Below are 14,275 nucleotides of genomic sequence, written 5' to 3'. Positions count from 1 at the left end.
CAGGCACATCGGCAACATATGCCTCCGCAAGCGAGGCTTCAATCGCTTTCACGAACTCCACATGGACCTGCGACGCCTGTGGATATGTGGATAACACCCTGACGGTCAGGCTAATTTAACGGCATTGTTCCATGGTGGACGCGGCATCGAGGTCGACCGCGATTGAACTCATAGCCTTATGATATCCGGCCGGACGCCACTTCGTCCTTTCGAATCGAAAATCCACCATGATTCTTTTGGGCTTCCTTGATCGGCTCTCGCCCGTTTTCTCGAAAGGCTCATTTCGGGCATTTCGATTTGATGGCCTGCACTTTGTTCACTTGTGTGTTTCTGGTTGGGGTGGGGGCGGCGCGTCGGGCAGAGGGCAGGCGGAGCCTGCCCGACGAAAGCTGCACTCAGGGGCCGCAGAGGCTCCGAAGTCAAGGGTGGGACGGAGTCCCATCGCGAAGCGACGCCGAAGGCGCCCTTGACTTTGGAGGGGCGGCCCCGTACGCAGCGCCGCCCCCACCACAATTCCACGAACACGGAACAGGCCATTCGGAACACACCAGCCACGCCAAAGCGCTGAGGATCCGGTTCTCGGCGTGTCCAGCCGTATACCGGAACACCACACTCGATTTGATGTCACAGCACCACTGACCTTTTTCATCCGTTTAGGCGGAGCGCGGCCCCGGCAAGGCCGGCCACCTCGTCAAGGCCATCGCCGTTCTACTCACCCAAGGATGAAAAAGGCACCCTGGCCACCACCCGCCTCCCGCGCCGGCCCGCCTCAGAGTTCGTATGCAGTCGAGGCGGGACGGTGAGTACTGTGAGGCGTGCTTTCTCAGCCCAGTGAAGCCACGAGCACTCGGTGGGTGATGATGCACGCCGCTGTCCGTGGTGGCCGTCCTCTCACTTTGTGGCAGGCCACCAGAATTCTGGTAGTAGCAGCCACCTCGGTTGGGATCGCGGCGTGCGGCTCTTCCGGAGGGACCCCGGATGGCGCCTCCCACTCCCGCGCCTCCGCAGCCGCCGTTGTACGGGATGGCGCCGGTCTCTTCCTGAAGGTTCCCGACGTCGCTGGGCTGGTCGCCGGATCGCTTCCGCCGGACGTCGCCAAGGGCAGGTAGTGGCGTGATCCCTTCAACGACCGGACGGGGAAGCAGTTCTTCTCGTGGAAGGTCTTCGACCTTCGACACAACCGCAACCTGACCGTCGAAGTGACCAGGAAGGCGAGCGTCACGCAGGCCCGGGAAAAGGCCGCTTACGTCCGGACGGTTCTCGCGGACGATGACGTGCGGGAAGGCAGGCAGACCATCCGCACGAGCAAGGCGACGGAGGTCCCCGGCATCGCGGACGAGTGCCTCGGCTTCCGCATCTCGCGCAAGAACGCGATGAGCGCGCTCCCGGACGATCCCGGCCAGAAATACGCCATGAGCGGCCGGTACCTCTACTGCCGTCTCGGCAACGTCAACATCGTGATCGCCTGGGAGGGGCTGGACTACTCCCAGCCGGGGACCGTGGATGCCGGCAGCGGGCTGGGTGACGTGGCCGCCGACCGCGATACGCGGCGCATCGCCCACTCCATCGGAGCGGCATTGCGGAGTTCTCGATAGTGCGGTCAGCTTTGCGGGCCGGCGGAGTTGGCGGCTTCCTCGGATGCCGCGGTCAGCCACGGCTCAAGGTCGCCGTCTCTGGTGAGGTCGGAGCGGTAGGCCATGACGGTGACCAGGTAGCGGAAGTGCACCCGGTTGCGCGAGTGGCGATAGTACTGGCGGCCCGGGATGAGGGGCCTGATGTCGGCTCCGTCCGGTTGGTGCCATGTGGTGAGGTGCCAGCGCGCGAGGCCGTTGAGGTAGTCGCACATGGTCCTGGCCGTGGCGTCGTCCGGGAAAGGGAAGATCGAGACTGAGACCCGGAGGGGACGGCCGGTCGCGGGACGGGAAGCCCGCTCTTCGTAGAGCCCTGCCATCACCTGCGTGCAACCGTGGGCGGTGATCTCCTCGAACACTTCCTTGGCGGTGAGCGGCCCATCGCCGGTGACCATTTGGCCGCACGGTCTGGCGCCGGCACCGACCAGGGTGAACTCGACGCCCTTCTCATCGGTGAACCTGCGGGCGAGCAGGGCGTCTGCGGTGAAGGGCGTCGAATCGGTGTCGCGGTTGTTCCAGGAAGCCGGGTCCAGGACGGGGCTGGTGTCGGTGTAGTCGAACCGGGTGTTCTCAGGCGGCGGGGATGTGGCACGGCCGGTGATGAGCATGTCCAGGACTTGGCGTGCGGTGGGACGCTCCGCGGGGTCCTTGGCCATGCACGCCAGGACGATGTCCAGCAAGGGCGCGGCCAGGTCGCCGGTCTCGGGCGAGCCGGTCAGGACGCGTTTGATGCGGGCGGCCTGGCTCGGGCTGGGGAACGCCTCGCCTCCCGTGGCCGCGTAGATCATGACCGCTCCCCAGGCGAACAGGTCCGCCGACGGCCCCAGGGTCGTGCCCTCCAGTTGCTCGGGAGCCATGTAGCCGACGGTGCCGATCCGGGTGGCCGAGGAGGTGTCGGCGTCCAGCACGCGGGCGATGCCGAAGTCGATCACCCGCGGGCCGTCCGGGCCCAGCAGGATGTTGGCGGGTTTGAGGTCGCGGTGCACCACCCCGGCCGCGTGGACGGCGCTGAGCGCGGTGATGGTCTGCACCGCGAGGCGCTGCAGGTCACCGCCGGTGCGGGGGCCGTGCTCGCGGACCGCCTGGGCCAGGGTGGGGCCGTCGATGTACTCGGTGGCGATCCAGGGACGGGGCGCCTCGGCGTCGGCGTCCAGGATCTCGGCCAGGCAGAAGCCCTGGACCCGGCGCGCGTTGACCAGCTCCTGGGCGAAGTAGCGGCGCACCTGGGGGTCGTTGGCCAGGTGCGGGTGCAGGAACTTGATCGCCGCGCGGCGTCCGGAGGCGTCCTGTCCCAGGTACACCGAGCCGAATCCGCCCGAGGCCAACTCCCGGATCAGGCGGAAACCGCCCGCCCACTGCTCCGCCAAGGCCGCTCCCCTCGCTCACCTGCTCCCACTCAGCGTGCCTGCCCGGGGCGGGTCAGGTGTCGGTGGAGAAGCGGATGGCGGTCGGGGGGAGTTCTATGCCGGGCCAGACGCGCAGGCCAGGGCGCAGTTCGTTGCCGGGGCCCACTACCGCGGCGTCGCCGAGGACCACGCCGTCCAGGACGGCGCCGGGGCCCACTCGGGCGCCTCGGCTCAGGACGGAGTCGCGCACGGTGGCGCCCTCGGCGACGAAGGCGTCCTCCAGGAGGACGCTGCCGGTCACCGTGGCGCCCGACTCGATCACGGCGTTGCGGCCCACGGTGGTGCCGCCGCGGACCACGGCGCCCTTGGCGACGCGGGCACCGGAGAGCGTCAGGCGTTCGCCCGGGTCGCCGGGCATGGCGGGGGACGCGAGGGCGCCCATGACGAGGTCTCGCGAACCCTGGACGAAAGCCTCGGGGGTGCCGACGTCCAGCCAGTAGGCCGACTCGACGTGGCCCATGACCAGGGCGCCGGACGAGATCAGCGACGGGAACGTCTCGCGCTCGACGGAGACGACCTCGTCCTCGGGGATCGTGTCGATGGCGGAGCGGCGGAACACGTAGCAGCCCGCGTTGATCTGGTTCGTCACCGGGTGCGGGGTCTTCTCCAGGAAGGCGGTGACGCGTCCGTCGGGGGAGGTCGGGACGCAGCCGAAGCGGGACGGGTCGTCGACCTCGGTGAGGTGGAGGGTGACGGCGGCGCCGGCCTCCTCGTGCAGCTTCACCTGGGCGCGGACGTCGTGGCCGGAGAGGATGTCGCCGTTCAGGATCAGGACGGGGTCGTCCGGGCCGCAGGTCAGCGCGCGCGCCGCGTTGCGGATGGCGCCGCCGGTGCCGAGCGGCTCGCGCTCGCTGACGTAGGCGAGGTCGACGCCGTAGGCGTGGTCGCCGAAGGCGGCCTCGAACATCTCGGCCCGGTAGGAGGTCGCGAAGACGATCCGCTCGACGCCCGACGCGTGGGCCCGGGCCAGCTGGTGGGCCAGGAACGCCACCCCCGCGGTGGGCAGCAGGGGTTTCGGGGTGGAGATCGTCAGCGGGCGCAGGCGGGTGCCCTGGCCGCCCACCAGGAGGATCGCTTCCACTCGGTTCCTTTCTCCGGGTTGGAGAGAGAGCCTAGTGGGTGCGAGTGGCGGTGTATTGGGCGACCGCGCGCTGGTATGAGGCCATGTGGGCGGTAGCGGAGGCCGTCCAGGAGAACTCCTGCGCGCGGGTGTGCGCGGCCTCGGCCAGGTCGGCGCGGCGGGACGGGTCGTCGATGAGCGCGGTCAGGGCCGAGGCGATGCCGGCGGCGTCGGGCTCGGTGTAGGCGACCGCGTCGCCGCCGACCTCGGGCAGCGGGCCGCGGTGGGTGGTGAGGACGGGCGCCCCGCACGCCATCGCCTCCAGGACGGGCAGCCCGAAGCCCTCGCCGCGGCTCGGCAGCGCGACGACGAGGGCGCCGCCGAAGAAGCCCGGCAGGGACGGCCACGGCAGGTAGCCGGGGCGCAGCACGCGCAGCCCGAGCGGGACGGTGGCGAGGGCCGCGTCGACCTCGTCGTCCCAGCCGCCGCTGCCCGCGAGGACGAGGGCCGGCGGGTCGTCGCGGCCGGCGCAGGCGCGGGCCCAGCCGCGGATCAGGTTCGGGACGTTCTTGCGCGGCTCCAGCGCCCCCAGGTAGGCGATGTAGGGGCGGCCGTGCAGGCCGAGCCGGTCGGAGACCTGCTTGACCTCGGCCTCGGACGGGCGGTGGAACACGTCGTGGTCGACGCCGTGGTAGGCGACGTCGATGTGCGCCGGGTCGGCGCCGAGGACGCCGACCAGTTCGTCGCGGGTCGCGCGGGACGGGACGATCAGCCGGGTCGCGCGGCGGGCGGCGCTGCGGGTCGCCGACTTGATGTACGAGGTGCGCACCGGGTCGTGCTGCTCGGGCTCGGCGAACAGGGTGACGTCGTGGATCGTCACGACGGTCGGCAGGGCCGCGCCCACCGGCATCGTGTAGGCGGGCAGGTGGATGACGTCCGCGCCGACGCTCTCGGCGACGCGGGGCAGGCCCGACTGCTCCCAGGCGAGGCGGGACGCGCGGTGCGCCAGCGTCGCGGGGCCGGCGACGACCCGGGCCCCCGGGACGAGGCCCTCATAGCGTTTCTCGTCCGCCCGCTGGCAGGCGACGGCGAGGTCGGCGCCCTGCGCGTGCAGGGCGGTCAGGAGCCCGTCCACGTACCGGCCGAGCCCGCCGCGGTCGGCAGGCACGGCGGTGGCGTCGAGGAGAATTCGAGGCGCCACGGTCCACTCCCCCATCCAGCGCGGTGGCGTAGATCACTCTTTACGTTCCGAGCCTACGCCCGCCGGGCGGGCGCTCGGGTGACCTCGTTCCACGCGATTCACGATGGCCCTCTTACCCGACCGCTATCTCTTACGCGCCTGGACGAGCACAATGCTCCCCTGCTCGTTCGGTGCCTTGCGGTCGGCGAGGGCGACGAGCGGGGTCAGCGGCGCGGCGGCGTTGAAGCCGACCTTTCCGCCGTAGGTGGAAAGCGACAGGTAGAGGCGCTCCGTGGCGGCCGTGCGGAACTGGTAGCTGTGCCGGACGAGGTCGAGGCCGCGCTCGTCCATCAGCTTGCGCAGGCTTTCGTGGGTGTAGGTGTGCTGCACGTGGTACTTGGCCTTGTGCGCGTCGCGCAGCTTCGGCCAGGCGTCGGCGCGGCTGAGGACGTCGGCGGACATGAAGATCTGGCCGCCCGGCTTCAGCACTCGCGCCATCTCGTCCAGGGACTTGCCGCCGTCGTCGAAGTGCTCGATCGCGCAGACCGACAGGACCGCGTCGAACGAGCCGTCGGCGAACGGCAGCCTGAGGGCGTCGCACTCGATCAGCGCGGGCGCGTGCGCGAGGGTCCGGCCGTAGGTCATCTTGCCGCGGGCGAGGTCGATCGAGACGGCGTCGGCGCCGCGCCTGCGCGCCTGCCCGGCCCAGTACCCGTCACCGCCCGCGACGTCGAGGACGCGCTTGCCGCGCAGGTCGCGTCCCATCCAGCCGAGCAGCGTCCCCGCCTCCCGGTACCGGCACACGTGCACCTGGTGCCCCATGAAGGCGACCACATCCGAAATCTTCATCGTCCCCAACTCTAGGCCGAGAGCGCGGGTGGGAGGCCGCGTTCGCCTACGCTGGGCGCGTGAAGATGAAGGTCGTCGCCGTGCGCGCGCTGCGGGTGCTGCTGGTGCTGCTGGCACTGGCGTTCTGCGGCTACAGCGTGGCGTCCCAGTGGGACGACACGGTCCGCGCGTTCCAGCAGATGTCCTGGGCGACGCTCGCCGCGGCGCTGGCCGCGGGGCTGGCGGGGCTCTTCGTCTGGATGCTCGGCTGGCGGGAGTTCCTCGCCGGGCTCGGGTCGCCGCTGCCGGTGCGCGCCATCTTCCGGATCTCCGGGATCTCCCAGCTCGGGAAGTACGTCCCGGGCAAGGTGTGGGCGCTGGTCACGCAGATCGAGATGACCCGCGAGCACAAGGTGCCGCCGGAGCGCAGCTTCGGCTCGACGCTGCTGGCGGTGGCGACGTCCACGGCGTGCGGGCTGGCCGTCGCGGCGGTCACGCTGCCGCTGACGTCGGCGGCCGCGCGGGACGAGTACTGGTGGCTGTTCCTGCTGGCGCCCGTCCTGCTGGTGCTGCTGCACCCGAAGATCGTGACGTGGGCGCTCGGGACGATGCTCAAGCTCATCCGCCGCCCGCCGCTGGAGCACCCGGTGAGCCTCGCCGCGACGCTGAAGGCCATCGGCTGGACGGTGCTCGGCTGGGCGCTGTTCGGCGTGCACACCTGGCTGCTGTGCATGGCGGTGGGCGGCGACGGCGCGGGCCTGCCGTTCGTCGCGACCGGCGCCTACGCGCTGGCGTTCGTCGCCGGGTTCCTGGTCTTCATCGCGCCGGGCGGCATCGGGGCGCGGGAGGCGGCGCTGACGGTGGTGCTGACGCCGGTGCTGCCGGCGGGCGCGCCGGTCGTGGTCGCGATCGCGTCCCGGGTGCTGCTGACCGCCGCCGACCTGATCAACGCCGGGGTCGCGTTCCTGCTGGGGCGTACGGCGCCGGACGCGGGGAATGAACCGCCCTCCGAGGCGCTTGTGACGGGTACGCAGCCTACGAAGGAGGGACCGTGACGGCCCCGATCACCGTGACCGACGCGACATTCGCGGACGAGGTCCTCAAGAGCGACATCCCGGTGCTGGTCGACTTCTGGGCCGACTGGTGCGGGCCCTGCCGCATGATCGCCCCGATCCTGGAGGAGATCGCGCAGGAGAAGGACGGCAAGCTCAAGATCGCGAAGATGGACTACGACGCGAACCCGAACACGCCGAACTCCTACGGCGTGATGGGCCTGCCGACGCTGCTGCTCGTGAAGAACGGCGAGGCCGTGAAGCAGATCGTCGGCGCCAAGCCGAAGCGCGCCCTGCTCAAGGAGCTCGAAGGCCACCTGTGAGGGTGTCGACGTAGGCGGCCCACAGCGGGCCGTGGTCGACCGGGCGGACGCCGGAGCGCAAGCGCTCCGGCTCCCCCGGCTCGTAGAAGCGGCGCAGCGCGCCCGCCAGTGACGCGACGTCGTCCGGCGCGCAGATCAGCCCGTCGACGCCGTCCCTGACCTGGTCGGCGAAGCCGCCCACGTCGGTGGCGATCACCGGCAGGCCGTGCTCGTGGGCCATCCAGACGTTCTGCGAGGCGGTCGCCGTCCGGTACGGCAGGACGAGCGCGTCGGCGGCGGCGAACAATCCCGGAACGTCGGCGGCCGGCACGTACCCCGGACGCAGCTCGACCCGCGAGGTCAGGTCGAGCGAACCGATCAGCTCGCGGGTCTCGTCGAGCCCGCCCCAGAACTCGCCCGCGACGGTCAGCGACACGTCGTCCGGGCCTTCGGCGAGGGCGCGCAGCAGGACGTCCAGCCCCTTGTAGGGGCGGACGATCCCGAAGAACAGCAGCCGCCGGCGGACCTTCTCGTCGCCCGGTGCGGCGGCCCCGCCCGACGGCAGGTGCGCGGCCATCTCCGCGACCCGCACGGGACGGCTCGTCAGGCCGCGCGCGACCTCGGCCTGCGCCTCGGTGTGGACGAGCACGCCGTCCACCTTCCGCAGCAGGCGCTTCATCAGCGGCTCGTCGTAGGGCTTCCGCTCGTGCGGCAGGACGTTGTGGCACAACGCCACCACCCGCGTCCCCCGCCGAATGCCCGAGAGAATCCCCAGGTAGGACGGCACCTGGACGGTGCTCAGCACCACCAGCACGACCAGGTCGTGCGAGCGCAGCGCGCGGCCCGTCCGCCACCAGCCGTCCGGGCGCCGCCAGTCGAGCCGGTGCCGGGTGCCGGGGAACGGCTCGCCCTCCGGCTCGGCGATCGTCTGCTGCCCCGGGTACAGGAACGACGGGTACTGCGCCCGCCACGACTCGATGGCGACGTCGTGCCCGGCCGCCGCGAGCCGGTGCGCCAGCTCGGTCGTGTGCCGGGCGCCGCCGCCCTTGTACGGGAACGCCGGCCCGACGATCGCGATGCGCATGCCGCTGGACGCCACCGCTAGACGTCGCCGCGGGACCGGACGATCAGGTCCGCGAGCAGCGCCAGCGACGCGATGATCAACCCGGTCACGAAGATCATGATGGTGTTGTTGGCGAAGTAGCCGAAGTGCACCACCATGTCGAACACGCCCTTGCCGAGCCCGATGAGGATCAGCCACAGCGCGGGCGGCATCAGCACCTTGAGCGGGTTGAAGTACATCACCATCCGCAGCACCTGCAGGATGTAGCGGTACGCGTCCTTGGTGAAGTGGAACTTGGACTTGCCGGCCCGCTTGGCGTAGTCGATCGGCATGTACCGGACCGGGTGCTGGTTCGACAGGAACGCGATCGTGATCGTGGTGACGCAGGAGAACCCGGGCGGCAGCAGCCGCAGGTACGGCAGCGACACCTCGCGGCGGAACGCGCGCAGCCCGGAGTTCAGGTCCGGGATCTTGGAGTTGGTGAGCCGCTCGGCGATCTTGCGGATGAACCACTTGGCGGGGACGCGCAGCACCTTGTGCGTGCCCTCCTCGGTGGTGCGCGCCCCGACGACCTGGTCGATGGACGGGTCGGTGTCGAGGGCGTCGACGAGGTCGGGGATCCGCTCGTTCGGGTACGACATGTCGGCGTCCGTCCACACGACGATGTCGCCGCGGGCCTGCTGGGAGCCGATGCGCCGGACGGTGCCCGAGCCGCTGTTGTGCTGGAACGCCATCACCCGCATGTTCGGGAAGCGCGGCTCCGCCTCGCGCAGCCGGGCGAGCGTGTCGTCCGTCGAGCAGTCGTCGACGGCCAGCAGCTCGTAGGTCTTGCCGCTGGCGTCCATCGCCTTGCAGATGCGCTCGACCTCGGCGATCACGTGGTCCTGCTCGTTGTAGCAGGGCAGGACGATCGTGACGTGGACGGGCCCGGCCCCGGGTTCGGGCGCGGGCGCGGCTTCGGGCGCGGGCTCGGGCGGCGCGGCGGCCTCTGGCTGCGCGGCGGCCTCGGGCTGGACGGGCTCGGCCGCGGGCTGCGCGGCGGGCGCGGTCGCGGTCGCGGTCTCGGTCGTCGGCTCGGCAGACTGGGTGCTCACGCAGCGCGAGGATACTCGCCCCGCCGAACCTCGGCAGCCGCTAAGGCGCGGACGGCTCCGCGATCCAGACCTCCATGGACAGTCCCCACGTCCCGCCGGGGGGCTTGGCGAGGGTGCGCCCGTCCTGCCGCGTCCGCACGTGGAGGACGCGTTCCGGCGTGCCGTAGGGGGCGACCTGCTCCCGCTTCGCCGCCATGATCACCGGACGCCGGTCGGTCCCGGTGACGCCGGCGATGACGCGCCGCACGTCGGCGGTCGTGGCGCCGCCGCTCACCCGCGCGGCGGGCAGCCCGCACATGCCGCGCACGACCTGGAGGAACCGGTCGGCCGTGGACTGCTCGACCACCACGACGGAGCTGCGCGGCTTCAGCGCGTCGCACATGCCGCGCACGGCGCCCACCTCGTGCTGCTCGGTCCGCCTCACCAGGAACCCGCCGGACGTCAGCACGATCGGCACCAGCATCAGCGCGACGCCGATGACCGTGCCCCGGTTCACCATCTTCGGCCCGTACCCGACGCGGCGGACGCGCCGCACCGTCCACGCGCACGCGAACACGGTGAACAGCAGCAGTCCGGGGATGACCAGGCCGATCAGCCGCCGGGACGCCCACGGATGGTCGGGGGTGATGCCCGGCCGCAGCAGCACCTGCGCGGTCGTCCAGACGACCATCGCGTAGGGAAGCAGCCACTCCGGCGACTGCCCGCGCAGCAGCCGCCGCACCAGCAGCGCCGCGCCGAGCGTCGCGAACAGCAGCGCGGGGACGCCGATGTACCAGACGACCCAGTAGAGCGACAGCTCCGAGTACTGGCGGGTGCCGTCCACCGGCAGGTGCTGGATGCGCTGGATCGTCTCGATGAACTGGACGTTCAGCTGGTCGTCGCGTGTGGCGGGCACCCGGCGGACGGTCTGCACCAGCGGCCGGACCGCGAAGCCCGCCATCACCAGCACGGTGAGGACGGCGGCGACGCCGGGCAGCCGGCCGCGCGCCACCGCCGTGCCGAGCCGCCGCAGCCGCGTGCCCGTGCGGTCCGCGCGCAGCAGCACGACCATGGCGACGGTGGCGACGAGGATCGCCGCGCTGATCGCCAGCAGCGGCTTCAGCGACGACCCCAGATAAGAGAGGTAGGGCCGCGACAGCGTGAAGCCCTCGACCAGGCCGGCGGCCGTGCCGAGCAGCAGCCCGCCGGCGACCCAGTAGCCGGTGCGCCGCCTGCGCCCGATGAGGAGGCCGGCGAACACGAGCACCGGCAGGACGTCCCGCAGCCCGTCGATCCGGACGAGCACGATCATCCCGAGCGCCGCGCCCGCCAGGAACGCCTTGAGGTCGGCGCCGCGTCCCTCGTCGCGGCGCATGTCGTACAGCAGCGACAGGCCGCCCAGCAGCAGGACGATCGCGGGCAGCTCGCTGAACGTGCTGCGCGAGACGTAGAGCATCGGCAGCGTCAGCGCGAGCAGCAGCGCCCCGGCGGGCGCCCAGCGCGGGCCGGCGAGCCGCGCGACGAGCCCGGCGAACGCGAGCACGCAGCACGCGCCGAGCAGCGGCGCCATCAGCAGGATGCCGTGGGTGCCGCCGAGCCAGCCGCCGAGCGCGAGGATCAGCGGCATGCCCGCCATGAACTGCGGGACGACCGCGCCGCCGTCCTGGTAGAAGGCGGGGCTGGCGAACCCGAGGACGGGGTCGCGCCCGCCGAAGGCCGCCGCCGACTCGGGGATGGGCAGCGACCCGTGCTCGGCCAGCCACGTCGCGAACTGGACGTAGGACGCCGGGTCGCGCCGGACGACGATCTGCTCCGCGCACATCACCACCTGGAGCACCAGGAACGCGACGGTGATCGCGAGGACGCTCCAGGTGACCCACCGCGGCACCGACTCCACGCCGCCGGGGGCGTTGAGGCTCCCCCGCTTCGCGGCTTCGTCCACGCCGGGACGGGAGCGCAGGCCGAACCACAGCACCGCGGCCGCGACCGGCACGAACAGCGCGATCGCCGGGACCGGCCGGAACACGCCCGCCAGCAGCAGCGGCAGCGACACCGCCAGCCACGCCACCACGAGCAGCGCCGGGGCGACCGTGACGCGGACGAGCAGCCGGCCAGCGTTCATCGTCCCGCCCCGAGTCGGTGTGCGCAGAAATGGTGTGTGCGGGTGGTCGTCCACCCGTGCGGAGCGTAGCGGCACCCGGCGGGTGGTGGGCCTCGGGCGATCATGCGGGCATACGCTCGGGCCATGAGCGAACCCGACCCGGGCGCGGCCACGCCCGCCGAGCTGCTGCGGCGGCGGGTGGCGGACGCCCCCGCCAACCCGCTGGTCACCTTCTACGACGACGCGACCGGGGAGCGCGTCGAGCTGTCCGCGAAGACGTTCGACAACTGGGTCGCCAAGACGGCGAACTTCCTCGTGGACGGGCTCGGCGCCGAGCCGGGCACCCGCGCCGTGCTCGTGCTGCCGCCGCACTGGCAGACGGCGGTGTGGCTGATGGCCTGCTGGTCGGCGGGCGTCGTCGCCGAACCGGTCGACCCGGAGGCGGTGAAGGGCCGCGCCGGCGAACCGGTGGGCGGTTCCGGGCCGTACATCCTGGCGGCTGCTCAGGAGGTGCTGGACGACGTGGTCGGCGACACGGAGGCCGAGGAGATCGTCGGGCTGTCGCTGCACGCGCTCGGCGGCCCGCTCACCGACTGCCCGCCCGGCGTGACCGACTACGCCGACGAGGTCCGCGGCCACGGCGACCGGTTCACGCCCGGGGCGGAGGTGACGCCGGAGGCTCCCGCGCTCAGTGTGACAAAGACCACACTCGGCCAGGGCGAGCTGGTGGCCGCCGCCCGCGAGGCCGCCGAGAAATGGGAGCTGGACGCACGCGACCGCCTGTTGGTTGACGTGCCGTTCACCACACTGGAGGGGGTACTGGCGGGTCTACTCGCACCACTAGCCTCGGGTGCTTCCGTCATAATTCAACGAAACTTTGACAAAGCCATCCTAGATCAACGCCTGACCGTGGAGCATGTGACGGTGGTGGCCGGCACGCCGGGTCCGAATGACGGATCCGGGTCCCCGTACCGGCTCTCCTGACCTACGCTCTCCTTGCCCTCGTCCAGACCCCGACCCCGGAAAGCGGGCGATCCCGTGTGGGGGACCATCACCCCCCACGCCCCCAAGAACCGCTGAGACCCCGGACCACGGAGCCGATGAACAGCAACCCGATGTACATGGAGTACGTCGACGACGCCGATCCCCAAGCGGCGCCGCGACGCGGCTGGCGCATCCTCGGATGGGTGTGCATCGGGCTGTCGGCGGTCATGGTGGCCGGCTCCCTGACGGCCTACGGCCTGTACCGCAAGGCGTTCGGGAACATCTCGCACGAGGACGTCAACGCGCAGCTCGGCCCCAACCGGCCGAAGAAGCTGAACAGCGCGATGAACATCCTGCTCCTCGGGTCCGACACCCGCGCGGGGTCCAACGGCAAGTACGGGCGCGGGCTGAAGAACGAACTGCCCCGCTCCGACACGATGATCCTGCTGCACCTGTCGCCCGGCGGCGGGCAGGCGATGGGGATCAGCTTCCCCCGCGACCTGATGATCCCGATGCCGTCCTGCAAGGGCCGCAAGGGCGAGACGATCGCGGCGCAGTCCCGCGCCCAGATCAACTCGGCGTTCACCAACGGCGGCGCGGCCTGCGTCATCAAGACGATCGAGAGCATCTCCAACATCCGCATCGACCACTTCATGCAGGTCGACTTCACCGGGTTCAAGACGATCACCACGGCGGTCGGCGGCGTGCCGGTCTGCCTGCCGAAGGCGGTCAACGACCCGAAGTCCGGGCTCCGGCTGGGCAAGGGCCCGCACAAGATCAAGGGTGAGACGGCCCTGGCGTACGTGCGCGTCCGGCACGGCCTCGGCGACGGCTCCGACACCGACCGCATCAAGCGCCAGCAGAAGTTCATGGGCTCGCTCGCCAACCAGGCGATGAGCGCCGGCGTGCTCAGCAACCCGAAGAAGCTCTACACGCTGATGAACGCGGTCACCAAGTCGCTCACCACCGACGAGGAGCTGACCCCGGACGTCATGATGGACATCGCCCGCGAGATGCAGGGCATGACCTCCGGCAAGCTGCGGTTCGTGACCGTCCCGTCCGGCCCCGACCCGCAGGACCCGAACCGCGTCGCGCTCCGGGACGCCGCGCAGCCGTTCTTCGCGGCGGTCCGCAACGACAAGACCGTCCCGAAGGAGCCGAAGGCCGGGACGCCGAAGATCTCGCCGAGCCAGGTGCGGGTGCGCGTCTACAACGGCAGCGGCGTCCAAGGGCAGGCCGGGCGCGTCGCCGACGACCTGGAGTCGCAGGGCTTCCAGGTGACGGTCGGCGGAAACGCACCGGCCGCCACCCCGGCCACCAAGGTGTTGTACGGTGCCGGTGCCGACCAGCAGGCCCAGACGCTCGCCGATCTGATCCCGAGCAAGCCCCAGCCGACGGCGCGCAAGGGCGGCACGCCGGGCGTCGTCGACCTCGTCGTCGGGCGGAACTGGACGGTCCTGAAGAGCGCCGGCGCCGGCATCCCGAAGCAGGAGGGCGAGATCCGGGCCAGCGACAACATCTGCGACACCTGACCCCGGACGGCCTCATGACCTACCCCAGCCGGCCTCCCGGAGCCGAGCCGCCTCCCGGAGCCG

General features: G+C 71.3%; 12 protein-coding genes. 5 read left to right on the top strand and 7 right to left on the bottom strand.

Translation table 11 applies throughout. From position 1 onward, the window contains the following. The first annotated feature begins 1,199 nt into the window (after window positions 1–1,199). Window positions 1,200–1,595: a hypothetical protein gene (locus ETD96_RS28215; RefSeq protein ID WP_138639525.1), complete on the top strand. Its 396-nt coding sequence runs from the start codon at window positions 1,200–1,202 to the stop codon at window positions 1,593–1,595. Window positions 1,596–1,600: 5 nt separating this feature from the next. Here ETD96_RS28215 and ETD96_RS28210 read toward each other — a convergent pair whose 3' ends face one another. The 4 genes from ETD96_RS28210 to ETD96_RS28195 all read right to left on the bottom strand — a co-directional run bounded on the left by ETD96_RS28210 (window position 1,601) and on the right by ETD96_RS28195 (window position 6,126). Further along, window positions 1,601–2,998: a serine/threonine-protein kinase gene (locus tag ETD96_RS28210; RefSeq protein ID WP_138639524.1), complete on the bottom strand. Its 1,398-nt coding sequence runs from the start codon at window positions 2,996–2,998 to the stop codon at window positions 1,601–1,603. 52 nt (window positions 2,999–3,050) lie between these two features. Further along, the gene (gene manB / locus ETD96_RS47695) at window positions 3,051–4,118 is read right to left on the bottom strand and encodes a mannose-1-phosphate guanylyltransferase (protein WP_138639523.1); all 1,068 of its coding nucleotides are present in this window, start codon (window positions 4,116–4,118) and stop codon (window positions 3,051–3,053) included. A gap of 31 nt (window positions 4,119–4,149) precedes the next feature. Then, complete coding sequence (locus ETD96_RS28200; RefSeq protein WP_138639522.1) at window positions 4,150–5,298, bottom strand: glycosyltransferase family 4 protein; 1,149 nt, start codon at window positions 5,296–5,298, stop codon at window positions 4,150–4,152. A gap of 123 nt (window positions 5,299–5,421) precedes the next feature. Continuing rightward, the gene (locus ETD96_RS28195) at window positions 5,422–6,126 is read right to left on the bottom strand and encodes a class I SAM-dependent methyltransferase (RefSeq protein ID WP_138639521.1); all 705 of its coding nucleotides are present in this window, start codon (window positions 6,124–6,126) and stop codon (window positions 5,422–5,424) included. 65 nt (window positions 6,127–6,191) lie between these two features. On the opposite strand from ETD96_RS28195, the gene ETD96_RS28190 reads away from it, so the two are divergent. Further along, window positions 6,192–7,160, top strand: coding sequence for a lysylphosphatidylglycerol synthase domain-containing protein (locus tag ETD96_RS28190; protein ID WP_240808284.1), 969 nt, complete (start codon window positions 6,192–6,194; stop codon window positions 7,158–7,160). After that, window positions 7,157–7,480 (top strand): thioredoxin, encoded by a 324-nt coding sequence (gene trxA / locus ETD96_RS28185; RefSeq protein ID WP_138639520.1) that lies wholly within the window; start codon window positions 7,157–7,159, stop codon window positions 7,478–7,480. Before ETD96_RS28190 ends, trxA begins: the two co-directional genes overlap by 4 nt. Here trxA and ETD96_RS28180 read toward each other — a convergent pair. The 3 genes from ETD96_RS28180 to ETD96_RS28170 are packed head-to-tail and all read right to left on the bottom strand — an operon-like array spanning window position 7,455 to window position 11,717. Continuing rightward, the gene (locus tag ETD96_RS28180) at window positions 7,455–8,543 is read right to left on the bottom strand and encodes a glycosyltransferase family 4 protein (RefSeq protein ID WP_138639519.1); all 1,089 of its coding nucleotides are present in this window, start codon (window positions 8,541–8,543) and stop codon (window positions 7,455–7,457) included. The genes trxA and ETD96_RS28180 overlap by 26 nt on opposite strands. 17 nt (window positions 8,544–8,560) lie before the next feature. Then, a complete protein-coding gene (locus tag ETD96_RS28175) occupies window positions 8,561–9,616 on the bottom strand; it encodes a glycosyltransferase family 2 protein (protein WP_138639518.1) in 1,056 nt (351 codons plus the stop codon). Between the two features lie 40 nt (window positions 9,617–9,656). Next, a complete protein-coding gene (locus tag ETD96_RS28170; protein ID WP_138639517.1) occupies window positions 9,657–11,717 on the bottom strand; it encodes a hypothetical protein in 2,061 nt (686 codons plus the stop codon). A 123-nt stretch (window positions 11,718–11,840) separates the two neighbouring features. Between ETD96_RS28170 and ETD96_RS28165 the strand changes: the two genes are divergently transcribed. Then, window positions 11,841–12,680, top strand: coding sequence for a TIGR03089 family protein (locus ETD96_RS28165; RefSeq protein WP_138639516.1), 840 nt, complete (start codon window positions 11,841–11,843; stop codon window positions 12,678–12,680). Window positions 12,681–12,796: 116 nt separating this feature from the next. Then, window positions 12,797–14,212: an LCP family protein gene (locus tag ETD96_RS28160; protein ID WP_138639515.1), complete on the top strand. Its 1,416-nt coding sequence runs from the start codon at window positions 12,797–12,799 to the stop codon at window positions 14,210–14,212. Window positions 14,213–14,275: the final 63 nt, after the last annotated feature.

The organism is Actinomadura geliboluensis (assembly GCF_005889745.1).
Lineage (GTDB): Bacteria > Actinomycetota > Actinomycetes > Streptosporangiales > Streptosporangiaceae > Spirillospora > Spirillospora geliboluensis.
The sequence above is the reverse complement of the archived record's forward strand: the minus strand, read 5'-3'. Positions and strand labels throughout refer to the sequence as shown.